This window comes from Gaoshiqia sp. US2, from assembly GCF_059705485.1.
Genome location: NZ_AP048550.1, coordinates 3410666 through 3437094 on the forward strand (window position 1 = coordinate 3410666; position 26429 = coordinate 3437094).

21 protein-coding genes are annotated in these 26429 nt (G+C 42.7%); 14 read left to right on the forward strand and 7 right to left on the reverse strand.

Translation table 11 applies throughout. From position 1 onward, the window contains the following. Nucleotides 1-103 precede the first annotated feature (103 nt). The gene (locus AC6H3C_RS13740; RefSeq protein WP_497515965.1) at nucleotides 104-2830 is read left to right on the forward strand and encodes a 2-oxoglutarate dehydrogenase E1 component; all 2727 of its coding nucleotides are present in this window, start codon (nucleotides 104-106) and stop codon (nucleotides 2828-2830) included. 19 nt (nucleotides 2831-2849) lie between these two features. Next, the gene (gene odhB / locus AC6H3C_RS13745) at nucleotides 2850-4100 is read left to right on the forward strand and encodes a 2-oxoglutarate dehydrogenase complex dihydrolipoyllysine-residue succinyltransferase (RefSeq protein WP_497515966.1); all 1251 of its coding nucleotides are present in this window, start codon (nucleotides 2850-2852) and stop codon (nucleotides 4098-4100) included. On the opposite strand, the gene AC6H3C_RS13750 is transcribed toward odhB, so the two are convergent. Continuing rightward, complete coding sequence (locus AC6H3C_RS13750; protein ID WP_497515968.1) at nucleotides 4097-4285, reverse strand: hypothetical protein; 189 nt, start codon at nucleotides 4283-4285, stop codon at nucleotides 4097-4099. The two genes, odhB and AC6H3C_RS13750, sit on opposite strands and share 4 nt — an antisense overlap. On the opposite strand from AC6H3C_RS13750, the gene AC6H3C_RS13755 reads away from it, so the two are divergent. Both AC6H3C_RS13755 and AC6H3C_RS13760 read left to right on the forward strand, forming a co-directional pair. Continuing rightward, nucleotides 4284-5327: a sensor histidine kinase gene (locus tag AC6H3C_RS13755; RefSeq protein WP_497515969.1), complete on the forward strand. Its 1044-nt coding sequence runs from the start codon at nucleotides 4284-4286 to the stop codon at nucleotides 5325-5327. The two genes, AC6H3C_RS13750 and AC6H3C_RS13755, sit on opposite strands and share 2 nt — an antisense overlap. A 42-nt stretch (nucleotides 5328-5369) precedes the next feature. Continuing rightward, a complete protein-coding gene (locus AC6H3C_RS13760) occupies nucleotides 5370-6098 on the forward strand; it encodes a LytR/AlgR family response regulator transcription factor (RefSeq protein WP_497515971.1) in 729 nt (242 codons plus the stop codon). A 34-nt stretch (nucleotides 6099-6132) separates the two neighbouring features. Here the strand turns inward: AC6H3C_RS13760 and bamG are convergent, their stop codons facing one another. Together bamG and AC6H3C_RS13770 are read right to left on the reverse strand one after the other, a co-directional pair. Beyond that, nucleotides 6133-7392 (reverse strand): BamG family beta-barrel-assembly machinery protein, encoded by a 1260-nt coding sequence (bamG, locus tag AC6H3C_RS13765; RefSeq protein ID WP_497515972.1) that lies wholly within the window; start codon nucleotides 7390-7392, stop codon nucleotides 6133-6135. Then, nucleotides 7385-8716 (reverse strand): DUF4270 family protein, encoded by a 1332-nt coding sequence (locus tag AC6H3C_RS13770; RefSeq protein WP_497515973.1) that lies wholly within the window; start codon nucleotides 8714-8716, stop codon nucleotides 7385-7387. Before AC6H3C_RS13770 ends, bamG begins: the two co-directional genes overlap by 8 nt. Before the next feature lie 340 nt (nucleotides 8717-9056). Here AC6H3C_RS13770 and AC6H3C_RS13775 point away from each other — a divergent pair, with 340 nt between their 5' ends. The 3 genes from AC6H3C_RS13775 to AC6H3C_RS13785 are packed head-to-tail and all read left to right on the forward strand — an operon-like array spanning nucleotide 9057 to nucleotide 11415. After that, complete coding sequence (locus AC6H3C_RS13775) at nucleotides 9057-10094, forward strand: Kelch repeat-containing protein (protein WP_497515974.1); 1038 nt, start codon at nucleotides 9057-9059, stop codon at nucleotides 10092-10094. 27 nt (nucleotides 10095-10121) lie between these two features. Continuing rightward, on the forward strand, nucleotides 10122-10427 hold the full coding sequence (locus tag AC6H3C_RS13780) for a DUF4907 domain-containing protein (RefSeq protein WP_497515976.1): 306 nt from the start codon (nucleotides 10122-10124) through the stop codon (nucleotides 10425-10427). A 22-nt stretch (nucleotides 10428-10449) separates the two neighbouring features. Further along, nucleotides 10450-11415: a D-2-hydroxyacid dehydrogenase gene (locus AC6H3C_RS13785; RefSeq protein WP_497515977.1), complete on the forward strand. Its 966-nt coding sequence runs from the start codon at nucleotides 10450-10452 to the stop codon at nucleotides 11413-11415. Between the two features lie 29 nt (nucleotides 11416-11444). Here AC6H3C_RS13785 and AC6H3C_RS13790 read toward each other — a convergent pair whose 3' ends face one another. After that, complete coding sequence (locus AC6H3C_RS13790) at nucleotides 11445-11660, reverse strand: hypothetical protein (protein ID WP_497515978.1); 216 nt, start codon at nucleotides 11658-11660, stop codon at nucleotides 11445-11447. 273 nt (nucleotides 11661-11933) lie between these two features. Here AC6H3C_RS13790 and AC6H3C_RS13795 point away from each other — a divergent pair, with 273 nt between their 5' ends. The 6 genes from AC6H3C_RS13795 (at nucleotide 11934) to lgt (ending at nucleotide 18716) form a co-directional block, all read left to right on the forward strand. Beyond that, on the forward strand, nucleotides 11934-12074 hold the full coding sequence (locus AC6H3C_RS13795; protein ID WP_497515980.1) for a hypothetical protein: 141 nt from the start codon (nucleotides 11934-11936) through the stop codon (nucleotides 12072-12074). Continuing rightward, nucleotides 12071-12514: a thioredoxin family protein gene (locus AC6H3C_RS13800; protein ID WP_497515981.1), complete on the forward strand. Its 444-nt coding sequence runs from the start codon at nucleotides 12071-12073 to the stop codon at nucleotides 12512-12514. The genes AC6H3C_RS13795 and AC6H3C_RS13800 overlap by 4 nt, the downstream gene beginning before the upstream one ends. Nucleotides 12515-12596: 82 nt before the next feature. Next, nucleotides 12597-13172, forward strand: coding sequence for a porin family protein (locus AC6H3C_RS13805; protein WP_497515982.1), 576 nt, complete (start codon nucleotides 12597-12599; stop codon nucleotides 13170-13172). Between the two features lie 657 nt (nucleotides 13173-13829). After that, nucleotides 13830-14270: a hypothetical protein gene (locus tag AC6H3C_RS13810; protein WP_497515983.1), complete on the forward strand. Its 441-nt coding sequence runs from the start codon at nucleotides 13830-13832 to the stop codon at nucleotides 14268-14270. A gap of 306 nt (nucleotides 14271-14576) precedes the next feature. Beyond that, on the forward strand, nucleotides 14577-17888 hold the full coding sequence (gene secA / locus AC6H3C_RS13815) for a preprotein translocase subunit SecA (RefSeq protein ID WP_497515984.1): 3312 nt from the start codon (nucleotides 14577-14579) through the stop codon (nucleotides 17886-17888). 15 nt (nucleotides 17889-17903) lie between these two features. Then, nucleotides 17904-18716, forward strand: coding sequence for a prolipoprotein diacylglyceryl transferase (lgt, locus tag AC6H3C_RS13820; RefSeq protein ID WP_497515985.1), 813 nt, complete (start codon nucleotides 17904-17906; stop codon nucleotides 18714-18716). A gap of 9 nt (nucleotides 18717-18725) precedes the next feature. On the opposite strand, the gene AC6H3C_RS13825 is transcribed toward lgt, so the two are convergent. Next, nucleotides 18726-19778 (reverse strand): DUF6340 family protein, encoded by a 1053-nt coding sequence (locus tag AC6H3C_RS13825; protein ID WP_497515986.1) that lies wholly within the window; start codon nucleotides 19776-19778, stop codon nucleotides 18726-18728. Nucleotides 19779-19788: 10 nt separating this feature from the next. Continuing rightward, nucleotides 19789-21561 (reverse strand): hypothetical protein, encoded by a 1773-nt coding sequence (locus tag AC6H3C_RS13830; protein ID WP_497515987.1) that lies wholly within the window; start codon nucleotides 21559-21561, stop codon nucleotides 19789-19791. Between the two features lie 473 nt (nucleotides 21562-22034). On the opposite strand from AC6H3C_RS13830, the gene AC6H3C_RS13835 reads away from it, so the two are divergent. Then, nucleotides 22035-24932: a TolB family protein gene (locus tag AC6H3C_RS13835; RefSeq protein ID WP_497515988.1), complete on the forward strand. Its 2898-nt coding sequence runs from the start codon at nucleotides 22035-22037 to the stop codon at nucleotides 24930-24932. Here AC6H3C_RS13835 and AC6H3C_RS13840 read toward each other — a convergent pair. After that, nucleotides 24924-26126 (reverse strand): metallophosphoesterase, encoded by a 1203-nt coding sequence (locus AC6H3C_RS13840; RefSeq protein ID WP_497515990.1) that lies wholly within the window; start codon nucleotides 26124-26126, stop codon nucleotides 24924-24926. The genes AC6H3C_RS13835 and AC6H3C_RS13840 overlap by 9 nt on opposite strands. Nucleotides 26127-26429: the final 303 nt, after the last annotated feature.

A 26429-nucleotide genomic window follows, 5' to 3' on the forward strand; every position in this document is an offset into this window, starting at 1 on the left:
TTTAATGGAAAAGTAATAAAAGTTCCTGACTAAACATTAAAATCAAATGGATTGTTATTTTATCGAAGTTAATAATGATCTGTAAAAACCGAATTTTCAACCTATGGATAAATTTTCGCAAGTGGGCAATCAGGAGATTGCTGCTGTTGAAGAGTTGTACCAGGACTATTTGAGAGATCCTGAAAGCGTAGCAGATAGCTGGAAATATTTCTTCAAAGGATTTGAGCTGGCCAGAACAAATTACCAGGCCAAATCCGAATTTTCAGGAAATCACATTGATAAGGAGTTTGCTATCCTGAATTTGATTCACGGGTATCGTCAGCGCGGACACCTGTTTACCAAGACCAATCCGGTACGTGCCCGGAGAAAATATTTACCAACCCTTGATGTCGAAAACTTTGGCCTCGAAAAAAGTGATCTGGAGAAGGTTTTTCAGGCTGGCACCAACATTGGAATCGGGCCGGCCAAACTGAAAGATATTATTGCCCATCTGGAGGCAACTTACTGCGATTCCATTGGGGTCGAATACATGTACATGCGTCATCCTGAAGTGGTTCAATGGCTGAAGGAACGGATGGAAGGAAGCAAAAATTCGCAGCCTTTTTCAGATGAGAAAAGAAAACACATTTTTTATCATTTAAAGCTGGCTGTTGGTTTCGAAAATTTCATTCATAAGAAATTTGTCGGGCAGAAACGTTTTTCGCTCGAAGGCGCCGAGACGCTGATTCCAGCGCTTGATGCGGTTATTGAACATGGCGCCGAACTGGGTATTCGCGAATTTGTGATCGGGATGGCGCACCGCGGGAGGCTCAATATTTTGAGCAACATCATGAAGAAACCTTATGAAAATATTTTCAAGGAGTTTTACGGTACAGAATACGAAGAAGACATTTCGTTGGGCGACGTAAAATATCACCTGGGCTTTGAAAACGTTGTGGAGTCTGATTCCGGCAATCAGATCAAGCTCAGCCTGGTGCCCAATCCTTCGCATCTCGAAGCTGTTGCGCCTTTGGTTCAGGGCATGTCCCGTTCGCGCATCGATTCGCTTTACGGGGGCGACGAAAGTAAACTGGCGCCCATCGTGATTCACGGCGATGCAGCAATTGCCGCCCAGGGGGTTGTTTACGAGGTGATCCAAATGTCGCAGCTGAAGGGCTACCGGACCGGGGGCACCATTCACCTGGTCATTAACAACCAGGTAGGTTTTACCACCAATTATCTGGATGCCCGTTCCAGCACGTATTGCACCGATGTGGGCAAAGTAACCCGGTCACCGGTTTTCCATGTCAACGGAGATGATGTGGAAGCGGTCATCTACACGATCAAACTGGCGATGGAATTCCGTCAGAAGTTTCACTCCGATGTGTTTATCGACATTTTATGTTATCGAAAATACGGGCACAACGAAGGCGATGAACCCCGGTTTACGCAGCCCTTGCTGTACGACGCTATTGCCAAACATAAAAACCCGCGGGATATTTATGCTGAAAAACTGGATAAATTGGGCATCATGACCGACCAGGAATCAAAACAACTGATTTACGAGTTTGACCAGTTTCTGGAATCGAAATACAAAGAGTCGGAGAAAATTGAAAAACTGAAAATTAAAAAGTTCCTGGTTGAAGAATACCATCACTATTATAAACCTTCGAAGTCGGATTTTTCGCAATGGATTGATACGCGCGTACCCAAGTCGAAACTCATCGAATTGGCCGAAAAGATTAATTCTATTCCCGAGGATAAACCCTTCTTCAGCAAGATCAACCGGATTATCGCCGACCGCAGGATGATGATTCTGGATGATAAGCTGGATTGGGCCATGGCCGAATTGCTGGCTTACGGCAGCCTGTTGAATGAAGGACATCCGGTGCGAATCAGCGGACAGGATACAGAACGCGGGACCTTCGCGCACCGCCATGCCGTTTTTGTCGTCGAAGATATGGACGAAAAATACTTTCCATTGAAACACGTATCTCCGGGGCAGGCTCCTTTCCATATTTACAATTCGTTGTTATCGGAATACGGCGTGATGGGTTTTGAATATGGCTATGCTATGGCCCAACCCAATGCGTTAACCATTTGGGAAGCCCAGTTTGGCGATTTCAGCAACGTGGCCCAGGTCATTATCGACCAGTATATTACGTCGGCCGAAGAAAAATGGGGTTTAATGAATAACCTGGTGTTGTATTTGCCTCACGGATATGAAGGGCAGGGGCCGGAACACTCGAGCGCCCGTATCGAACGCTTTCTGACGCTGGCAGCAAACAATAATATTCAGGTGATTGTGCCTACAACTCCCGATAACCTGTTTCACGTTTTACGCCGTCATATGAATTGGAAGACCCGGGTGCCCCTGATTATTTTTACGCCAAAAAGCTTGTTGCGTCATCCCCTGGTAAGCTGTACCCTGGAAGAACTGGCAGAAGGAAGGTTCAGGGAAGTGATTGACGACCACATGGCGAAAGCTGACCGGGTCAGGCAACTGGTATTTACTTCGGGAAAATTGTATTACGATTTAGTTAAACGAAGAATTGATACCGGCGATGATCAAACCGCGATTATCAGGCTTGAACAACTTTATCCGCTTCCAATAGGGCAGATTGAATCCATCCTTCAAAAATACCTGAAGGCCGAACGGATGATTTGGGCACAGGATGAACCCGAAAACATGGGAGCATGGCCATTTATTCACAGGAAGTTAAACCACATTCCGTTTGAAGTGGTCTCCCGTCCTGAAAGCGGCAGCCCGGCAGGCGGTTTAATGAAGCAGCACAACCTGCGACTGGAAGGTATTATGAATAAGATATTTGGCGATAAAATATTAGCCTAATCAAATAAAAAACCAAAATATGATCATTGAAATAAAGATCCCTACCCCGGGCGAGTCGATCACCGAGGTTGAGCTTGGCAAATGGCTGGTAGAGGATGGCGATACGGTTGATAAGGACCAGGAAGTAGCAGAAGTTGAATCGGATAAAGCAACTTTAACCCTGGTGGCTCCCGAAGCCGGGCAAATTAAGTTTCAGGTCGGGGAGGGGCAGACGGTTGCAGTTGGCTCCATTGCCTGCACCATCGACACAAGCGTTGCCCCGGCAAAAAGAGCGGAGAGAAAGGAACCGGAAGCCGCCGCGCTTAAAGAATCCCGACCGGAACCGGAGAAAAAGACAGAATCCATTGAAAAGCAGGCAGAACCGGAGTACTCGCGGGTAAAAACAACGGCAGTTGCCCAAAAGATGATGGAAGAATACCGCCTGTCGGTTGAAGATATCATACAGGGTTTGCAACGGATCGGGAAAAAAGAGGTGGAAACGGTGCTGAACCTGCCGGCAAATCAAACAATTGCCTTTACGGCGAAAGTGCCGGCATTTTCGCGTGACGAAAAACGCGAAAAAATGAGTATGCTCCGCCGTAAATTAAGCGAACGGCTGGTGGCCGTGAAAAACGAAACGGCCATGCTGACGACCTTTAACGAGGTCGATATGAGCCGGGTTATAGATATCCGAAAGCAATACCAGGAGTGGTTTGTCGAAAAACACGGGTTTAAGCTTGGTTTTATGTCATTTTTCACCAGGGCAGTGGCCGTAGCGATGCCTTTTCACCCCTCAGTCAATTCGATGATAGACGGAGAAGAAATTATTTCACCTGAATTTGTCGATGTTGGTATTGCTGTTCAAACCCCCAAGGGACTGATGGTACCCATTATCCGAAATGCCGAAAGCAAATCGATACCCGCGATTGAACTCGAAATAAAAGAACTGGCCGAAAAAGCCCGGAATAAGAAGATCTCGGTGGAAGAACTCACCGGGGGAACTTTTACCATCACCAATGGCGGAACCTTTGGCTCGTTGCTGTCGACGCCGATTATTAACCCGCCCCAATCGGCCATTCTGGGAATGCACAATATTGTCGACCGGCCGGTTGCTGTTGACGGTCAAGTCGTTATCAGGCCGATGATGTATGTCGCCCTGTCGTACGACCACCGGATTATTGACGGAAAAGATTCGGTTGGCTTTCTGGTAAAGGTGAAAGAATTGCTGGAGCATCCGGAGCGCCTGCTGACTGATGGCAAAGCGCCGGAACAATTTCTGTTGGAGATTTAACCCGTAAAATAACGATCAGGAAAGAGCTGTAATGATTGAATTGCAGCTCTTTTTTTAGCTGTCTGCACGGTAATCCCTGAAATTCTAAAAAAACTTAAATAGTTTGAGATCTGCTCAAAATATTTCACTTTTGCACCATTGCCCCTGAGTGCAGGTAGTAGCGACGAAAATAATTCCGGCTTCATGGCATCCGAAAATATGCATAACTCATTGATTCGTATATTATTGAATATTTCGGCTTGGGGAATCCTGTCGTTCCTGTTCTATCTGTTCCTGCCGGAACTGCGAAGTCAGCCTGCCAGCTATTTGTTTCTGCTGGTTGTTATTGTTCCAGCTGTTTTTTACCTGAATTATTGTGTGTTAACACCCTTGTTTCTTTCGTTCCGAAAGCTGAACTATTATGGATTTTCGATCGCCGGGATTCTTTTTTTAGTTTATCTGGCAAATGATTTTTCATGTTTTATCGGGGCTTCATGCGCCGATTCGAACAAGTTTGCCCCACACGCATCGCCGGCATATGGTCAAGCTTATTTTCCCCGATCCGCTTTGCTTGTTTTAAGTGTGATCTCTTTAGCCGTAAGTACGGGTATCCATAGTACCCGCAAATGGTTTAAGTATGAAAATCAACTAAAAGAAAGTGAGGATAGAACGTTACAAACCGAGTTATCCTATCTGAAAGCGCAGGTTAACCCGCATTTTTTCTTTAATACCTTAAACGGAATTTATGCGTTGGCCAGGCAAAAATCGGATAAAACCCCGGATGCGATTATGCAGTTGTCGTCGCTCATGCGGTATATGGTTTATGAGGCAGACACGGAAAAAGTATTACTGACAAAGGAAATCAGGCATATGAAGAATCTGATCGATTTGCAAAAGCTAAGACTGGCCGGGAACGTTCAGGTTGAATATGAAGTGACAGGGAATCCCGAAGATATTCTGATTGAACCCTTGCTTTTCTCTTGTTTCGTGGAAAATGCCTTTAAGCATGGCATCGATTATACTAAACCTGGCATCATAAAAATAGAACTGTCCATAGTTGAAAAAATAATAAAACTGACTGTTGCCAACCCGCTGGTGGCAAAAAATAAAACAATGAAAAACGATGCCGGTGGAGTAGGGCTGGAAAATATCCGGAAACGGCTCGATTTGTTATATCCGGCTAAACATCGCCTGGTAATTTCCGAGTCTGATCAGCATTATTCGATCGAATTAATTCTGAACCGGTAATCCTGAATGCTTAAATGACCTTAATTCATAATTAATAAGCAAATGAAGTGTATTATTATTGACGATGAACCTTTAGCACAACAAATTCTGGAAGAATATATCACCCACATTCCGTTTTTAAAACTGGAAAAGAAATGCCATTCTGTTTTCGAAGCCTTGGATGTGTTGCAAAAAAGTACGATTGACCTGATCTTTCTCGATATACATCTGCCCAATGTTTCAGGAGTGGAGTTCATTAGTAGTCTGGACAACAAACCCATGTTTATTTTTACAACAGCTTATTCGGAGTATGCACTCGAGGCTTTTGATTTAAATGCGGTGGATTACCTGTTAAAGCCAATTCCGTTTAAACGATTTTTGAAGGCGGCCAACAAAGCCTACCACCTGTTTACAGCCACCCGGAAAATGAAACGGGAAGAAGCGGCTGACAATCAGGATAATGAGCATGATTTTATTATGGTGAAATCGGATTATAAATCGGTGAAAATACAGATGAACCAGATTTTATATATCGAAGGATTGAAGGACTATGTGAAAATTTATACACAAACAGACGATAAGCCGGTAATTACGCTCAACTCATTGAAAAAAATGGCCGACAACTTACCTGTCAGCCACTTTCTTCGTGTTCATAAATCGTTTATAATCAATACGAACAAAATAAAATCAGTAACCAAAAACCGGATTATCATTCACGACCGATGGATTCCCGTGGGTGATAATTACAAAGATGATTTTCAAAGCTCAGTCGTCAACCGGTTTACCTTATAGACATTTTTTGATCAGAGGTCTCAGGTCTTATCTTTTAGTTGAACCTGCGGTGTTGGAACCACAAATCTTTCAGCGATAATCCCACTCTCACGCGAATAAAACGTTCCTGAATCAGCCTGTTTGCCGTTGTTCCGATTTGGCCGCCTTCGATGCTCACATCGATACGCGAAAGGTAGTTCCTGATTGGCAACCCAAAACCGATAGAAACTGTGGTTTCGTTTAACTGGTTGTTTCTTAAGTCGAGGTATGATTTGGCATACTGAAATCCGGCGCGATAATTTACCCGCTTGTAGAAATCGGCCAGAAAGTTGGTTGAGGGCGTATACTCCAAACCGGTCCGGATATACGGATTGTTTTTCAATTTCACTCTTTTGATGCCGTAATCGTGTTCCGACCACTTTTGAATTCCCCCGTCGAGCACATAAAGCAGGTTTTTGTTGTTGCCGATGGATATACCAAGACCAAACTCTTCGGGAATGACAAAGTCGTCATTATTTTCAGATTCTTCCTGGAAAACAGCGCCGGAAGAGTTGTAGGTGAGGTTCTCACGCTTGGTGACCAGTTTCTGACCGGGATTATAAATCGCCCCGATACTCAAACTGTATTTTTTGACATCAAACGTGTATTGTGCTCCAAACTCCCAGTAAAAATTATGGAAAAAGTCGGTTGTTTCGTTCGTGATCGAATTACTTCCGAAATAAGCCAGGTTGTGATACTGAGTTTGCGTAAGCGAACCAAACAGGAAAGATGTTTTTACGCCAAGGGCCAGGTTTTTGGCAGGCAAAAACGAAAGGTTTGCATATGCCCGGCTAATATCGCCCGAACCGGTTATATCCAGGGGGTATTCAGCCAAGGTCCCGTCAACGATAGCCATCGTATTAATTTCGTAGCCGGTTGAACTGTACGGATTTAAGCCGATACCGGCAGCAACCCGCTTATTGATCCGGAAGCCCATCGCCAGGTAACTGAAATTGACATCCGACAACTTACCGGTTTTACCTTGAGATTCAAAACGGGATAATTTTCCGTTAAGGCCTATTTCCAGAATGAAATTTAAGCTGTCGATTCCGTAATACGAAGCCGGGTTGGTTGTATTTAAAAACCGTTGCGACTTTAAGCCGATCCCGGCATTTCCCATGGCCGAATTAAAAGCATTGGTTTGCGATCTGAGTTCTCCCAATCCATACATGGAATAGGGGCTGCTGGTATTATTGTTTTGAGCAAATCCTTTAGCCGGAAAAGTAAAATATACGGTTAACAGACTAATGCAGAGAATAAATAACTTCTTATTCATATTTCAGGAAATAGAGATTTAATTTTGGCCTGAGACTACCGGACTTTTCACCGTTCAGCAGTAATAAATTTGCTTTTGATATTAGATCGGAAGTTGGAAAAGTAACTAATAAGCCATTGTTTGTATTATAAAAATAACCCGACAGTTCATTTTGCAGGAAGGTGGTAATATCAACAATATAGTACGAGTCTTCAAAATAAATATTATCAGAAACTAAGGTTGTTGATACATTTACTGAGCTTCCGCTCGACGAGGTTGTTGTGAGCGCGCTGCCAAAGCTGTTAATCCGGTCAGTCCGGTAAAAATGCAAGGTTCCGGGAAGGTTTCTCATGTCATTTTTAAGCGATGGCCTTAACACCAGTTCAGCTCTGATCATCACGCGGTCGCCATAGGTGAAAATTTCATTTAAAGTCGGAAAATCAATCCGGGTAGTTACTCCGGCGGTCCCTTGCAGGTAACTCAGGTTATTGGCCTGTACCGATGAAACTTTTTCCCGCTGCCCCGTCAAACCTGTAAAGTTGGTTCCCGAACGGTCGGTTATAACCTGGTTGAAGTTGGTTCCATCTGAAGCCAAGGCAAACTTATAGGTATTCTCCTCCTTATCCCATCCAAGTACGTGGGTGTACAGGATGAGCTGAATGCTGGCGCTGCTTGACGTGTATCCGATCACCGCCTTACTATCCGGATCTGCCATCAGAACAAACCCCTTTAAACGCTCCTTCAACTCGGTGCTGTTTGCCCCGTCTTCGTTGTGGTCATTTAAGATGTAGTTGATCAATTCGAGCCCCAGTGCATCATCCAGCCTGAATTCAATACTGTCTTTCGACGGACGGGGCGAGAACACATAGGTTCCAACCGGTTCCGGTTCAAAATTAAAAGAACTGGTATTATACAGGGAGGTAAAGCCGTCAGGGTCGGTTATCAGCTTAAGTTGTTTGGTCAGGCGGTGCATGGATAACTGTTGAACCTGTGTCGTGTCACCAACATAATAACTGTCATAATTTAGTTTCACCGTAATGGAATCAAAAATATCATTTTTGGTGAGTGAACCGGAGGTTTCGCTTAAGTCGAAATTTAAATAATGACGTATTTCTGTTGAGCCTGTAATCTCATTGTTATATTTCCCGATAAGTGCAAGCGTTGTGTTTGACGTCGGAATTGAATCACGAATGACCGTAGATAATTTAACCGAAAAGGTGTCAATCATGACAATCCGGGACTTGGTTTCTATCAGATCCTCTCCAATTTTAAAATTCCCGACATCGGTATTACACGACGTGAACAATACGATCAGGAGAAATACCAGGATACAATTTTTATTCATATAAAGTTTGAAATAATTTAAAGTGCAAGTATAAGAAAAGATACTGTGGATGCAAAGCAATTACATTGGCTTTAGTAGAAAAAGAAATATAGACTAACTCCTGAACATCTTTGTTTAAATGCTGTATTTTATCGACATACAGGGCATTAATCCTGATTGTCTCTTAAGTTTTGTTAAAATGCGTGAATTTATTTAACAAATTTGGAATATTCATCGGTTAAGTTTACTCTTATATGGATAGACTATTGTTTTTTCACAAAATAATATATCTTTGTCTATCATTTTTTTTTAGATATCGTTAACCATATATGTTTGCTACAAAACTGAATAATATTAAGCAATGATTCGAAAAAATTTATTTGTGCATAATTGGACCATCCGCGCTTTCAGGCTTGGGATGGCATTCTCGGTTCTTTTATCTGTTGCGTCGTGTGGTGGCAACGATGATGAAGATTTAGTAGGTAACTGGGTAAGGCTTGGCGATTTTAACGGCAATCCAAGAGCAGGGGCTATTTCCGGAACGATTGGCAATGAGGCCTTTATTGGAACCGGTTTCGATGGGGAAGACTATTTAGTCGATTTCTGGAAATACGACTTATCTAAAGATAATTGGACACAGAGAGCCAATTTTGAAGGTGTTGGCAGAAGAAGCGCTGTGGCATTTACTGCATCCGGTAAATTATATGTTGGCACCGGCTATAACGAAAGTCGGTTAAAAGATTTCTGGGAATACAATCCGGCCGACAATACCTGGACCCGGATTGCTGATTTCGGCGGCACTGCGCGGCGCGGAGCTGTTGCCTTCAGCATAAATAACATCGGATACGTTGCTACAGGCGATGATACCAACTACCTGAAAGATATGTGGGCTTATAACCCGGCGATAGGCGAATGGACGGAATCGACCAGCGTGGGCGGTTCAAAACGTCGCGATGCCGTGGTATTTGTGATCAATAATAAAGCTTACATCGCCGGTGGTGTCAACAACGGATTGTATGTTAGCGATTTTCATGCGTTCGATCCGGAAACCGAAATCTGGTCAAAATTGCGTAATATTTCGGATAATACAGCTGAGGCATTTGATGATGATTACAATATGGAAAGATCCTATGCGGTTGCTTTTGCCGTTAATGGAAAAGGGTATATCACTACGGGAGGAAAAGGTTCTCCGGGATCAACTACCTGGGAATATGATCCGCTGACTGATTTGTGGCAGGAAAAAACAAGCCTGGAGGGAGCTTCGCGCCAGGAAGCTGTTGCCTTTGTCCTGAATGATGTCGCTTATGTGGGCCTTGGACGGAACAGCAGTTATTATTTTGAGGATTTCTGGCGTTTTGAACCGAATGCCGAACAAAATGACTATGATAATGATAATTAGATGAGATTTCAAATATCTAAGCTGAAAATGATTGTATTACTCCTGGGCATCTCAGGAGTAATATTTTTTTCATGCCAACCCAAACAAAAAATCAAGGTTGATGCATTTGAAGTTGAAAATGGTTGGGGATACCAACTCAGTCTGGGCGATAAGGTTTTTATTCATCAGCCATTTATCCCGGCGGTTTCCGGGCAGCAGGCCTTTGTTTCAAAAGCCGAAGCGCTTAAAACCGGCAACTTTGTCCTGCAAAAAATGAGAAACCACGAGCCTCCTGCCATAAGTGTTCACGAACTGGACAGCCTTCGGATTACTTACATCAAGTCAGACAAGTAACTTGCCAATAATTGTTTAAATCATGAAGATTGTTGTTTTGGATGGATATACGCTGAATCCCGGCGACCTGAATTGGGATCTGTTAGCCTCGTTTGGCGAACTGACAGTTTACGACCGGACGCTTCCTGAAGAACGACTATCGCGGCTTAAGGGCGTTCATGCCGCTTTTACCAATAAAGTGATTATGGACCGGGAGCTGATTTTGGCTTTACCCGATCTGAAATATATTGGCGTGCTGGCAACAGGTTACAATGTGGTCGATCTGGATGCTGCCAACCAAACCGGAATTTATGTGACCAATATCCCGGCCTACAGTACCGACTCGGTGGCCCAACTGGTTTTTGCCCATATCCTACATATCACCAACCAGGTGGGTTTGCATGCCGATCGGGTTAAAAACGGAGCCTGGGTAAACAGCATTGATTTCTCGTTTTGCCTGACCCCGCAAACCGAACTGGCCGGTAAAACGCTTGGAATAATCGGCTTTGGGCAAATCGGACAACGGGTTGCTTTATTGGGAAAAGCATTTGGGATGAACATTATCTTCCAAAACCGGTCGGTAAAAACAACTATTCCAGACGACTATCAGCAGGTAGAATTGACTGATTTACTAAGTAAATCCGATATTATCAGCATCAATTGTCCGCTTACCGATGAAAATAAAGGCTTTATAAACAAAGAAAGCATTCGGCGGATGAAACGATCGGCGATCCTCATCAATACCGGACGAGGACCATTGATCAATGAACAGGATTTAGCCGACGCCTTAAATGACGGAATAATTGCGGCAGCTGGTCTGGATGTCTTGTCGGTTGAGCCGGCACAGGCAAACAATCCTTTGCTAAAAGCAAAAAACTGCTTCATCACACCCCACATTGCCTGGGCCAGTTACGAAGCCCGCCAACGATTGATGCGCGTAGTCATATCAAATTTTGAGGCTTACCTGAACAATAAACCTCAAAATGTGGTGAATAATCCAAATGGCTAAAGTTTTTTTTTTAGACGGGAAGGTGATTATCAGTACTCCTCTTCTTCATCATCGTATTCCGAATCATCATCCGATTCATAGTCCGGATCATCAAATGATTCTTCTTCATCAAACTCATCATATATCGATAATCTCTTTTTAGTACTTTTTTCTCTCTTTACAGCTTTGCTAAATTTGTTGTCAACGTCATTTCTCTCAACCTCAGAATGTCTAGTATTCTTTTTTGAGTGCTTGTTCGATTTCATTTCCGTAAGACTATTAACTTTAAATTCAATAATTTATAAATTAGAACAATGAGTAATTAATGATTTCGTAAACTACTTGATTTTTTTTTATTTTTCCAATACCTCCATCTATTTTTTTTCTGCTAACTACTTGCTGACAGCTTGTTAGTCCTTTCTTCCTGTTTTTAACGTTAAAGTTGCCTCATTCATTGTCTCCTGCTTTTGCGATGAACTGTCATCAACTTGTCCGCTTTTGTTTTGTTATAGAATAGTGAACGATAAAATTCAATCATTATGGGATTTACATTAAATGTCGGATCTAAAGCTATTGATTTTAATTTACCGGCTACCGATGGAAAAAGTTACACCCTGGCAGATTTTAAACACTCAAAATGCCTGGTTATTTTCTTTTCGTGTAACATTGCCCGTATGTGATCGGGAGTGATGAAATTACCAGGAAAACAGTTGAGCAGTTTAAGCCGCTGGGAGTCGAATTTGTGGCAATTAATTCAAACAGCGCGAATACCTACCAGGAAGATGATTTCGCGCATATGGTGGAACGGATGGAGGAACATCGATTTCCTTGGATCTATTTGAGAGACGAAAGCCAGGATGTGGCTCTGGCATACGGAGCGCTTCGCACGCCCCATTTTTACGTTTTCGATGAAAGCAGAAAGCTTGTTTATACAGGCAGAGGGGTAGACAACCCGAGAGATTCGTCGAAAATTACCGTAAACGATTTGGAGCGGGCTCTTACGGAACTGACTTCCGGAAAGCCGGTAAGTGTTCCGGTTACGAATCCGATTGGTTGCAATGTAAAGTGGGAGGGAAAAGACAAACATTGGATGCCTGCTGATGCCTGTGATCTGGTCTGAGATATCGTGTCGGATGGAGGACCTGAGCAATACTTCGTCAGGAATAACGTTATTATCATGTATATCATTTAAAATTATAGCCATGAAAAAGTTAGTATTATTAGTATTTACGCTTGGTATAATTTTCCAGGCGTCAAACGCGCAATCTCCGGTTAATCTGGGGATTAAGGCCGGTCTAAACAGCTCAAAGTTGACAACCAACCTGGATGATTATGATGAAAAAAACATCAATAACTTCCTCGCGGGGATGTTTTTACGGGTAAATGCCGGTAAATTCTATCTGCAGCCTGAAGCCTATTTTAATTCGAAAGGCGGTGATCTGAAAAACATCGAAGGAACCAATTCATTTGATTTAAAAGCGATTGATGTTCCTATCCTGTTGGGTTACAAAATTATTGATGTTGGTGCGTTCAACGCCCGATTGAATACCGGACCCGTATTCTCTTTCTTTACGAGTAAAGATGTTAATAACGGAAGCTCCTTTGATCCGAAAAATTTCAAGGATAACATTTTTGGATGGCAATATGGAGCCGGAGTTGATTTTATGTTCCTTTCGCTTGATGTAAGGATGGAAAACAGCTTTGGTGATATCTATTCCGGGTCAAGTGACGAGAAAATCAAGTCCTTTTTGGTAACACTTGGTTTTAAACTATTCTAAACGATTGAAGTCATAAAATAGCCATGAGTAAAATCAGATTCCTTTAACAGAACCGGGTTTTGCCATGGCTATTTCATATCTTTGAAGCCTATAGGTTAAAATACGGCGGAACCGGTTATTCTGCCAATTCAGTTTTTAATCCCTTTCCGCTTAATCCGGAATTTAAAAACATGAATATGCGGGGCGTATCCATGTTCCTGGAATATAAAGTTTCAAAAAATGTGCGGATTGGAGGAAGCATTCATGTAAACAGTCAGCAGGGTTTGTATTAATAATTCCATTCCTCTTCCGGATATTTTTATCGATTGAACCTCACCCTCACCTGGCTGAGTAAAAGAAGTGAAAAACAACACAAAAATTGTCGTTGTCAGCTGTATATTTTATCCCGATTCTTCCGATTAACGTCGTTTTTTGTTGACCGGTAAAAATACGACGTTTGCCGACTGGATATCCCTATTTATCGAAATGAGCCATCCACCGTGTAACATTTGAGGCCATTGTTTGTCTTTTAGGTAAATAAATCAGATTGTTCGGATAAAAGAAAGCGTGAATATGATGCCTTCTCCGGGCACTCTAACTAAGAAACAATGAACAGAATTAAGAACCTTAATTATTAAAATCAAAGTCATGAAAAACAAAATTTCAAAACTTGTTGCAGTGTGTGTGTTCGTAGTGGTTGCTTTTTCTGCAAGCGCTGGTTCCTGGGGTAGTATGTATGACGACTATCGGCTTACTCCGGTCGATAAGCAGGAGTTACAGGCAGGCGTCGAATCTGCCTGGGTATTGTCGTATAATGACAATGGATCTCCGCTGACAATTACTCTCCAGCAAACAAAAAAATGTAAAACGTACGTTGTTCGCGGCAGTCATTTCGAGGTGGCCTATGATTGTACCGCCAAAGGATTTGGGGCCAGAAACGTAAAAATGTCGGAATCTAAATTGCCCGAGGTGATGACCAGCCAGGTCATTAACTCGGCTGAATTGGCGAAACAACGCATAATCTCAACCTCGCAGCTCAACAACGAGCTTGCGCTGGATTATATTGCAGCTTACCTGCCCAGCTTAGTGAACCCCAGCTATCAACATTTGTTGAACTAGCATTTTATAAATTAAACAGTATCAATTCAAAAGCTGCTTTCTTTACGGAAGCGGCTTTTTTTATATACACCCGCAAACAAAACCTTCGGCTAATCCCTCTGTCAAATTCTTCTTTTTTATCCAATCGTGAAAACTTTCTGCTTTTATGTCAGTTCAAATTCGTTTAACTGATATTCTGTCTTTATTTTTGGGATGGATTGGTATGGCACGATTATTATTGAAAAAATAAGGCAGACCGGTTATATACTTATACAATATAATTACTTTTGTGTGCGTCAACGTAAATAATCAGAAAAACATTAAATAATGGCTTTTATAAGTAAGATGTTAGGTGGCTTTCTTGGGAAAAAATCCGACAGGGATATCAAAGAAGTTACCCCAATCCTGGAAAAAATCCGGGTTGAATACACCAGGATCACCCAACTTTCAAATGATGAGTTAAGAGCTGAATCAGAAAAGTTGCGGGCGATCATTAAAGAACGGATTAAACCCGAAGAAGACCAGATTGCTGAACTTAAACTACAGGCTGAAACAGCCGATATTCAGGAAAGCGAAAGTCTCTATCAGCAAATTGATAAACTTGAAGAACAAATAGATGAAAAAACCGAGGAAGTTTTAAATGAAATACTTCCGGCGGCTTTTTCGGTGGTAAAAGAAACGGCTAAACGTTTTACCGAAAATGAGAGAATCATTGTTCAGGCAACTGATTTTGACCGTAACCTGGCTGCTGTTAAAGATCATGTTCTGATTGATGGCAGTAAGGCGGTCTGGCACAATAAATGGATCGCGGGCGGCAACGAAACCACCTGGGAGATGGTCCACTATGATGTGCAGCTAATTGGCGGTATCGTTCTGCACTCGGGAAAAATTGCCGAAATGGCTACCGGTGAAGGGAAAACACTTGTCGCCACCTTACCGGTATTTTTGAATGCCTTAACGGGAAAAGGAGTGCATGTGGTAACCGTAAACGATTACCTCTCGAAACGTGACTCGGAATGGATGGGACCAATCTTCGAATTTCACGGGCTTAGTGTTGATTGTATTGATAAACATCAACCCAATTCGGATGCCCGCCGAAAAGCATACCTTGCCGATATTACCTATGGTACCAACAATGAGTTCGGTTTTGATTACCTGCGCGACAACATGGCCATCAACCCGCGCGACCTCGTTCAACGTAAACACCATTATGCCATTGTTGACGAGGTTGACTCCGTTTTAATTGATGATGCCCGTACACCTTTAATTATTTCAGGTCCGGTACCCAAGGGTGAGAACCAGAAATTTGAAGAATTAATGCCCAAAGTGGAGAAACTGGTGGCTGCCCAACGTCAATATGTCACCCAAAGCCTGACCGATGCCAAACGCTTGCTGACCAAAGAAAATATTTCGAAAGAAGAAAAAGAAGAAGGTTCCATGCAGTTGCTGCGCGCCCACAAAGGTTTGCCAAAAACCAAAGCGCTGATTAAATTTTTAAGCGAAGAAGGCATTAAAGCCAGCATGCAAAAAATTGAGAATTTTTACATGCAGGACAACAGCAAAAACATGCACGTGGTCACCGATCCGCTCTTCTTTGTCATCGATGAAAAGCTGAATTCAGTCGAACTCACCGATAAGGGTATCGACCTGATTTCTTCGGATGTGGATGACCCGGAATTTTTTATTTTGCCGGACGTTGGCTCGTCCATTGCCGAGATTGAAAATAATCCGGATTTGGACAGCCGCGAGAAGATCGAGAAAAAAGATATCCTGCTTCAAAATTACGCGGTAAAATCAGAACGCGTTCATACCATCAACCAGTTGTTGAAAGCTTATGCCATGTTCGAAAAAGACGTGGAATACGTAGTGATTGACAACAAGGTGAAAATTGTTGATGAACAAACCGGTCGTATCATGGAAGGACGTCGCTATTCCGACGGTTTGCACCAGGCCATTGAAGCAAAAGAACGGGTTAAGGTAGAAGCTGCAACTCAGACATTTGCAACCATTACCCTGCAAAATTACTTCCGGATGTATAACAAACTGGCCGGGATGACAGGTACTGCCGAAACCGAAGCAGGAGAATTCTGGGACATCTATAAATTGGATGTTGTTGTGATTCCTACCAACAGATCAATTGTCAGGAACGACTGGAATGATAAGGTTTATAAGAGCAAGCGCGAAAAATACAACGCTGTTATTCAGGAGATCGTTGAATTGAACGAGGCTGGCCGCCCGGTGTTGGTTGGTACCACTTCTGTTGAAATTTCGGAATTACTCAGCCGTATGTTGAAAATTCGCGGAATCAAACATAACGTACTGAATGCCAAGCTGCATGCTCGTGAGGCCGAAATTGTTGCCGATGCAGGTAAAAAAGGAATGGTAACCATTGCTACCAATATGGCAGGTCGTGGTACCGACATTAAGCTGACCACTGAAGTGAAAGCTGCCGGCGGTTTGGCAATCATCGGAACAGAAAGACACGATTCCCGGCGCGTCGACCGTCAGCTGCGTGGTCGTTCAGGCCGTCAGGGAGATCCGGGTAGTTCTCAGTTCTTTGTTTCGCTGGAAGACGATTTGATGCGCCTTTTCAATTCCGACCGGATTACCGGCATCATGGACCGCCTGGGATTGGATGAAGGGGAAGTGATTCAGCACTCCATGATTACCAAATCCATTGAACGGGCTCAGAAAAAAGTGGAAGAAAACAATTTCGGAATCCGGAAACGTTTGCTTGAGTACGATGACGTGATGAATTCGCAACGCGAGGTAATTTATAAAAAACGCCGTCACGCCCTGTTCGGCGAACGTTTGGAAGTTGATGTGCTCAACATGATGTACGATTCGCTCGAGAATCTGGTTAACGAATATTACGGGGGCGATTTTGAAGACTTCAACCTCGAACTGATGCGGTTGATGTCGATTGAATCTCCGGTTCGTCAGGATGAATTCCTGAAATTAAAACCGGAAGAAATTATTGACCGGATTTACCAGGTGATGATTGACTCCTATACCCGTAAAGTTGAAACAATTTCAAAACAAGCTTATCCGGTTGTCAAAGATGTTTATGAGCATAAATCTCATTTGTACCAGAACATTGTTGTTCCAATCTCTGATGGGAAACGGATTTTCCAGATTGTCACCAACCTTGAAAAAGCCTATCAAAATAAAGGGAAGGAACTGGTAAAATCGTACCAGAAGCAAATTGTACTGCTCACCATCGATGAAGCCTGGAAAGAACAACTCCGGGAGATGGACGATTTGAAACAATCCGTTCAGAATGCTGCTTACGAGCAAAAGGATCCGCTGCTGATTTATAAGTTCGAATCGTTCAACTTATTTAAGCTGATGATCCAAAAGGTGAACAAGGATATTGTCTCAACCCTGATGAAAGGTCATATCCCGATTTCCGATCCGAACCAGGTACGCGAGGCTGAAGCCGCGAAACGGACAGATATGAGTAAATATTCGACTCAAAAATCGGATGTATCCGAGCTTTCGGGCGGAAGACAATCCGGACCACGGGAACCGCAGAAAGTTCAGCCTGTTCGTGTTGAAAAGAAAGTTGGACGAAACGAACCATGTCCGTGCGGAAGCGGGAAAAAGTACAAAAGTTGTCACGGGAAAGGATTAGAATAATAAAAAACCAGTCACATGCATCAATTATTAGCGTTTATCCATTGGAATGTCAGTCCTGAAATTTTTCATTTAGGCCCGCTTTCAGTAAGATGGTACGGATTATTATTTGCTACCGGTTTCCTTTTTGGCTATTACCAGGGAGAATGGATGTTTAAATTTGAAAAAATCGACCTGAAATGGCTCGAAAGCCTGTTTATTTACCTGATTGTTGCCACCGTGATTGGCGCTCGTTTGGGGCATGTGATTTTTTATGGTTGGGATTATTATTCGCAACATCCGGCAGAAATATTAAAAGTGTGGCATGGTGGCCTGGCCAGCCACGGGGGAGCGTTGGGTATTTTCATTGCCCTGATTTACTGGAGCAAAAAAATTTCCAAACGTTCTGTTCTTTGGGTGCTCGACCGGGTTGTGGTGCCCACCGCCCTGGTTGCTGCCCTAATCCGGACCGGAAACCTGATGAACTCTGAAATTTACGGAGTTGAAACCAGCTTACCCTGGGGATTTATTTTTGAACGAAACGGGGAAACTGTGCCCAAGCATCCTACACAGCTTTACGAAGCGCTTTCCTATCTGATAACTTACGGAGCTATGCTTTTCATTTATTGGAAGACCAATCTTCGAAAACGCGAAGGTTTGCTTGTCGGCTTGTTCTTTGTGATGGTCTTTTTATCCCGCTTCCTGATCGAATTTATTAAAGAAGATCAGGAAACTTTCGAGGCTGCCATGACATTGAATATGGGGCAATGGCTGAGTATACCATTTGTGTTGGGTGGAATTTTTCTGATTGTGAGAGCATTGAAAAGGCCGGAAATCAATTACCGCAAATAAGCCGGGAGATTACTCGTTAACTTTTTGGAATTTTTGAAGCGTTTCTTTTCTCCTCTTCAGTTTGTACAGGTAGTTTTCGGTTTGCTTGTGGTATTTGGTGTAATACGATTTTGTTGCCCACTCAATCGCTTCGTCTACTGCTCCAAGCATTTCACTGGCTATGGCCAGGTTATATTCGGCCCTGAATTTGACCGATGGTTTGGAATGGTTGGAATAACCCAGCCAGTAATCGTAAGCCGCTTGCCAATCCTGGTTTTTGATAAAACCGTTCACTTTGTCGGCATCATCATTCAACAGGAAATACGACCGGTTTTCTTTAACCCAGGTTGGAGATAATTTAGCATCAAGTTCGAGCGCCACCTGAATACCTGTTTGAATGAGACATTCTTTTACCGAAGGAAGCTTCGCGAAAAGCCTTTCCGTGGCAGTGTCAGACTCAAACCACGAAATGGTATCCGACACCAGTACCTGGCGGACAACCTTTCCCGACTCAGGCTCATAAATTTTCACAATGGCATCGTATTTCGAGTCAATAGCGGCAGTTGCAAATTGCTCATATCCAAATAACGGCGGGTGGATGGTATAATCCGTTATCAGCTTGTTGTAATAACGTTCGATTACCAGCAGGGCATCTGTATTAAATTCACTGCAAATGCGGCGAACTTCATCCCTGTCAAGTTCTTCCGATAACTGGTAAAACTTCAGATCACGTGCAAAATTCCTGTCTTCCGGAATAACCACATCGTAACGGCCCGACGAGAATAACAATTCCGCCAGCACTTTCAAGGTGGTATCGGCCGCCATACTATCCAAAACAACCGCATTTACATCAAATTTTTTCCGATAAAAGTAACGTTGCAGGCTGTCCTTATCGTAATTCTGAAATTCATTGGTTACAGACCTGTTCATCAGGGTTAAACTGCCAATTTTATCGGGAAGCAGATCAGGGGATGGTGCTGCCGTTTCGATGGTAAATGTTTTTAAACTTACCGTACATGCCTCTAACAAAAAGAAAATAATTACTGCACCGATAAAAAACGTGTAATTCCGAATCGTAGCCATATTTTTCAGTTTAATATGAACCCCATAGTTTTTTCAAAAACCATTCCAAAGTTAAGACCAAAAGAACGAAAAAAAACAGCCATTTCAATGAGATAAACTCCTGAAAAATGAGTTGCCTTATTTTTTGTTCTTTCATCCGAGGGCTATCGTTCAATTCATCCGTTAACTCATCAAAATCGGATACCGGATAAAAATTTCCGCCGGTATTGGCCGCGATTTGAAACAGAACCCGGAAATCAGCATGGGTCCTGGCAAACTCGAGTTGCAATTTGCTCACCTGAAAACTCCCTTCTTCGCGATACTCCCGTTCTCCATGCTTTAATACCGCTTCAAACGTGTAGGTTCCAGCGGGCAGGCTTCCCATGTCCAGCTGATACTGGTCAGCTGTTTTATCAAAAACAAACGAATAATCGACTTCCTGGTCTGATTTGAGCCGAAGTAAAATATCCGGTTCATTATAAGCCTCATAACTATCGTTAAAAAATTCGGCTTGCATGGTTATCCGGCTGTCTTCCTGATATTCTTTTTTGTAGAAAAGGTTGAAGTTGTCTTCATTTAGCGTTAAAACCAGGTAATTAACGAGTTTCTGCATGAAATCGTCAAATGATTGGTGTGAGCCGTTTTGCAGGTAATTGTATAATCGCCAGCGCCAGATTCCGTCGCCAAAAATAAACCCAAGTTTTTTGCCTTGTAAGCGTCCGGCAGCTACCAGGGGGGAATCTGTTTCAACCGATTGTACACGTTGATAAAAAAGTGTTTGTATGCCGCCATCCAGCTTAATATTCCCAAACGGGGCGACCAGGGGAGGCCAAAGCAAAACCTGTTCTTTTAACTCTTTATCAAGTGTGAATAAGTTGAAATTGACATTCAGCAGGGGAATGGCATTTTCATAGCTCCCTGAAGTAATTATATCAACCCCGGCCTGCAAGTTCTGGAGACCGGCAATGGCGCCGGCGGAACTGCTCAGAAACAGAACCGGAACACGACTGCTGATCAAGTCCGTGTATAACCGGCTATTCGCAGCTTTTCCGTCAGGAAGCTGATGAACAATGACCAAGCTGTAATCTTCAAAACTGATGTTAGGGTCATCAGCGGTTTTTAATTCCCATTCATATGCAGCAATTTCCCCGATAGCTTTAATAATAGCCGCCAGATCGGGATGGCTGCCATGTGACCAGAATAAAATTTTCTGTTTTTCTGAAATGACATGTATCGTAAAATCATACCTGTTGTTAGCTCTGTTTTCTTCTCCGGGTATGGGATCAATCAGTACCGAATAATTATTTATCCCTTCATCTTCGGCTTTCAAACGAATTCGTTCCTGATGAAAATATTCATCCGATGAAATGTTTATAGTTGATTCATATACTTTTACGTTATTCTTTAATACGTTCAGATTTGCAACCTGGCCTCCGGCTTTAGCAAAAACCACATCAATTTCAACCGGGAAATAATTATTCAGAAATACAGAATGGTTGGTATTAATTTTCCTTATGGCAGCATCCGTTCGTAAGGTTGTATCGCCAACACCCAAGGTGTACACGGGAAAGGGGAGCGACTTGCTTTCGAAAACCGGGTCGTTTCCGTTGTTGTATAGTCCGTCACCTAAAATGATCATCGCGCCAATCGTGGGCAACAGGTAATTGTCGGTCACCGATTTTATCAGGTTGCTGTAGTCAGACCTGAGTTCTGAAAAATCAGGTTTATGATTGATTTTTGCGTTTTCTCCAAACGTCCAGTACTCAATCTGAAAATCGTTCAATGATTTTTTTGCTTGATTCATGAGCTCTTCGCACTGGTCGCGATATTTTATGAGCGATTGAGAGTTATCGGCGGCAAAAATCAGCACCGGTTTTATTTTGCTTTGTCGAATTCGTTTAACAGCCGGACCAAGTAGTAAAGCGCACAGGATAAAAACCGATAAAAACCTTAAAAAAAATAAAATTCTGACCTGTCCGGGAGTAAATATTTCCCCTTGCCATTTTCTCCGGTATAAAAAAAAAGCAACCAGAGTGGCAGTCAGCATACAGGCTAAAATCAGAAAAAATGAATATGGTTGATCAAAATAGATTTCCAAGGCTGAAATTTTAGAACTCAAATTTAACATTCTTCCCGTAAAGATTCATTTTCTTCTGAATATTAAAAAAACGACGTTCAGTCGAAACGGCAAGGGGAAATACAGAATCAGTAGAACCAGTTATTTTTTTCGATGATATTTTAGCTATATTTCAACCTTATTTTAGAGTTGACCTGATTATGCAGCTAAAACATTTTGCAGTACTTGCCTTTTTGATATTGATTTGTTTTACATCATTTGCCCAGTATTTTTCAAGCGGGGATGATCCGGCCAAAATCAAGTGGAAGGAGATTACAAGTCCTCATTTTCAGATTATTTTCCCGGAAGGGTATGAAGAAAAAGCCAGTCAGCTTGCCAATATTCTCGACCATGTATACGAATACGGCTACCGGACACTCAATCATCCGCCAAAAAAAATCTCGGTAATCCTGCATACACATACCATTAAGTCGAACGGACTGGTGGCCTGGTCGCCCAAACGGGTCGAATTATTTCCAACACCGCATCAGAAAATCTATGCTCAGGATTGGCTGGAACAATTGGCGATACACGAATTCAGGCATGTTGTGCAGATGGATAAAATACAAAGTGAATTGCCTGCTATATTCCCGGTTCTATTCGGAGAACAGGCAGCGACTCTTGCTGTTGGAGCATATTTGCCATTTTGGTTCATTGAAGGGGATGCGGTAGTTACAGAAACAGCTCTGACCAAGGCCGGGCGGGGCCGTTTACCTTCTTTTTTAATGGAACACAAAGCCCAGACCATCGAAAAAGGTCTCTATTCATACGATAAGGCAAGTATGGGTTCGTATCGCGATTTTGTGCCAAACCGGTATAACTTTGGCTACTGGATGGCCGGAGGAATTCGTGAAGCCTATGGCGCTGAAATCTGGACCGACGCGTTAAGCCGTATAGGCAGGGCACCTTTATCAGTGAATCCGTTAAACAGGGCACTGAAACAGAAGGCAGGTATGAATAAAGAGAAACTTTATAAAGAACTGTTCCAGAACTACCTGGATGAATGGAAATCGGAGCAGCTTGCATTGCAACTGACCAACCAGAGTTCCGTCAGTCCGAAAAAACAATCATCTTTTACAAATTATCGCTATGTTTCAGCCTTGTCTGCTGATTCGGTTATTGCCTATAAAGAAAGCCGGAACGACATCGGAAAAATCGTTGTTCTGACCAATGGAAAAGAAAAACTTATTCATACCCCGGGAATCATTCTGGAAGAATCGTTTTCAAGAACCGATGAGCTGTTAATCTGGGCAGAAAGGCGACCAGACCTGAGATGGGCGCATGCCGATCGTTCGGTTGTTGTGGTGTACAATATGTATACCAGGGACAGAAGGGTTATTACTGTTGAAAATAAATTAGTTAGTCCGGTAATTTCTCCCGATCACAGCCGTTTTGCAGCAGTGGTCACCGATCATTCCGGGAAATATAAATTAGGCATTTTTGATTTAAAAACAGGGGAGATGCTTCGTGAGTTTTTCACGGCCGATAACCAGTATTTTTTGACTCCTGACTGGAATACAGACGGGAATACCCTGTATTTTATTGCGCTTAATCGTGACGGGAAATATCTTGCTTCGTTGGACACCGGCACCGGTAAGTTTACCGCATTAAGCGAACCCGGCAGGGAAGATATCCGTAATCCGCATTTTTTTAATGGAAAATTGTATTTCACATCATCGGTTACCGGAATTGATAATATCTTTTCAATCGATGTGAAAACCAGCGAGATTGAACAACTCACGTCTGTGCCCTTTGGAGCCGATTATGCCTCGGTAAAAAACGGACATTTATTTTTCAGCAATTATATGGCAGATGGTTATGTTGTTGCTGCACTCAACATAAATGAAACCCTCCGTAAACCATCCCATCAAATTGAACCGTACAGGTACCCGTTGGCCGAATCACTGGCAGCACAAGAAGATACCGTGCTCGACTTTAATAGTCGCAAACAACGGCAATACGAGCTAAAACCGTATCGGAAACTGGCTCATTTATTCAATTTTCACAGCTGGGCGCCGGCGTACATTAATGTGAATGACTACGAAGTGAATCCTGGTGTTTCTTTTATGTCGCAAAATAAATTGGGAACTGCCAGCACCCATTTGGGCTATGAATATGACCTGACTGAAAAGGCGGGAAAGTATAAGGCTAATTTCGAATATTCGGGCCTGTTTCCGGTCATTGATACAGAGTTCGCGTACGGAAACAGAAAATCGAACTATTATGAGATTCTGGAACGAAGAGATAATCAGGGAAATGTGATCAGCCGGGATACTACCTTAAAGAGCTTCTCGTGGAAAGAACTGGATATTGATTTTGGGATGCGCTTGCCCTTGTATTTCAACAGCGGGAAGTACACGCAATTGTTGCAACCTGAAGCAACTTACGGATTCAGGAAAGTGATTCACGACAACACGACTCCTGATAATTTTTTCAGCGGCTACTATCATTTTATTTCATATCGTTTATATTTTAAGAATGTGATACGGATGGCCGAACTCGACCTGCAACCGAACTGGGGCCAGGTGTTTGAGCTGATTTACAGGCATAGCCCCACAGGAGATATCAGTCTTGGTCATTTAAACGCTTTCCGGTCGAACCTGTATTTTCCGGGTTTTATGCGCAACCATGGATTCCGGTTTTACAATGGATACCAGCAGAAATCATCAAACAGCGATGTCGGGTTTTCGGATATGATCCGGTATCCGCGCGGATTCAGCAGTTTCAATAATACTGATTTTTACTCGTTTGCAGCCGATTATGTCATGCCGCTTTGCTATCCTGATCTTAGCCTTGGACGATTGTTCTTTCTGAAACGGATAAGAACATCACTTTTTTATGATTACGCCAATTTGAAGGGGAATATCTATAACAATGACGGGACAATTCACGGTAAATTCAATACTAACCTGAAATCACTTGGACTCGAATTAAACGGCGATGGGCATATCCTACGCTTTGTGGCTCCGGTTTCGGTTGGTTTTAGAGGAGTCTATCTCCCGGATTATCAAGACTTCAGCCTTGAATTTTTGTTTACAATCGATTTTAACTCAATTTGATCTCAGGGTGATCACGGTAATTTCCGGCGCCATGTCTATTCTTCCGGGAAAACCAACACTGCCGATCCCACGGTTTACATACAGGTGTTGCTCATCTTGCCGGTACAAACCGCCCCAGTGTTTCTGGATGAGAGAAATCGGACTGAACTCGATGCCGGCAATCTTTAAGGCAAATTGTCCTCCGTGGGTGTGTCCCGAAAGTGTTAAATGAATTTCAGTTTGGTTTATCACCTGGCTTTCCCAGTGAGCCGGATCATGAGTCAATAATATTTGAAAAGAATTTTCAGGCAGCCCAATCATGGCTTCTTTCAGTTTCGCATACTGGGGAAACGGCTCATGTCCCCAGTTTTCAACACCAATTACAGATAACGAAGTATCTCTGATGGCAACTTGTGCTGACTCATTCAGCAACAAGGTGAATCCCGCGTCAATCAGTTTTTGCTTGATCATCTGCCGGTTGAAGATTTTGTCTTCCTCGTTCCGCCAATCCGAATAATCGCCGTAATCATGATTCCCAAGAATCGCGAATTTTCCGTATGTCGCATACATGCCTTTGAGTTGATCCTCAAATCCAAGCATTTCCTGGTAATAATTATTTACAATATCACCGGTAAAAAAGATCAGATCAGGCTGATGTCGGTTAATTTCCCGGGTGCAGCGCTCCAAAAACCGGTTGTTTTCGAAACTCCCGAGATGAATGTCTGAAATATGAACAATCTTTAATTGATCCAATGATTCAGGCAAAACGGGAAATGTCAGTTCAACCGATTCGGTACGGATCGACTTTTTTCCGAAAACAACAGCATAGCCAATATCTAGGATCATCCCCATGCTTAAAATCATTCCGCACAATAAAATCACGCGTGAACCAATTTTATTTTTAAGTAACAGGAAGGGTAACGAAAAAACCGTAAACAGCGATATCAGTGTTTTAGGCAGAATATTCAGAAAGGATATAAAAATAACAAAGTAGAAAAACTGGTAATTGGTCGTTTGTCTGATTTTGTCCGGATTTAAAAAGGCCAGCAACCAGATACCCAAAAAAACCACCGTTCCTCCCCAATAGAGGATACTCACTTTCTTTTTTAGTTTTCTTTCACGTACAAGCCGGATAATTCCCCAATAGGCCAATAGCTCGGTAAATAAGATGAACGAAATAAAAATGAATACCGCTGAACCAGGAATGCCTCGCATATTTTGATTTTTGAAATTTTACCGAACGAAAATAAGCATCTTAAACGAGAATCAGGCGGCTGAACAACAATTCTCATCCGAGACCGGTATTTTTTGAGCTTATATGGATCGGATGATATCCGGTTAATTTACTATTTATCAGATAGATGAATTTAAAATGTTCGTATTTTAATTGCCTGAGAATTGAATAATTAGATTTTCCATAGAGGAGCGTACGCAAATATTGGAAAGAAAAGCAGTAAAGAGATCGGCATGAAACATTGATCAAAAAAAACACACATCAGGACTCTAAAAATGAGATTC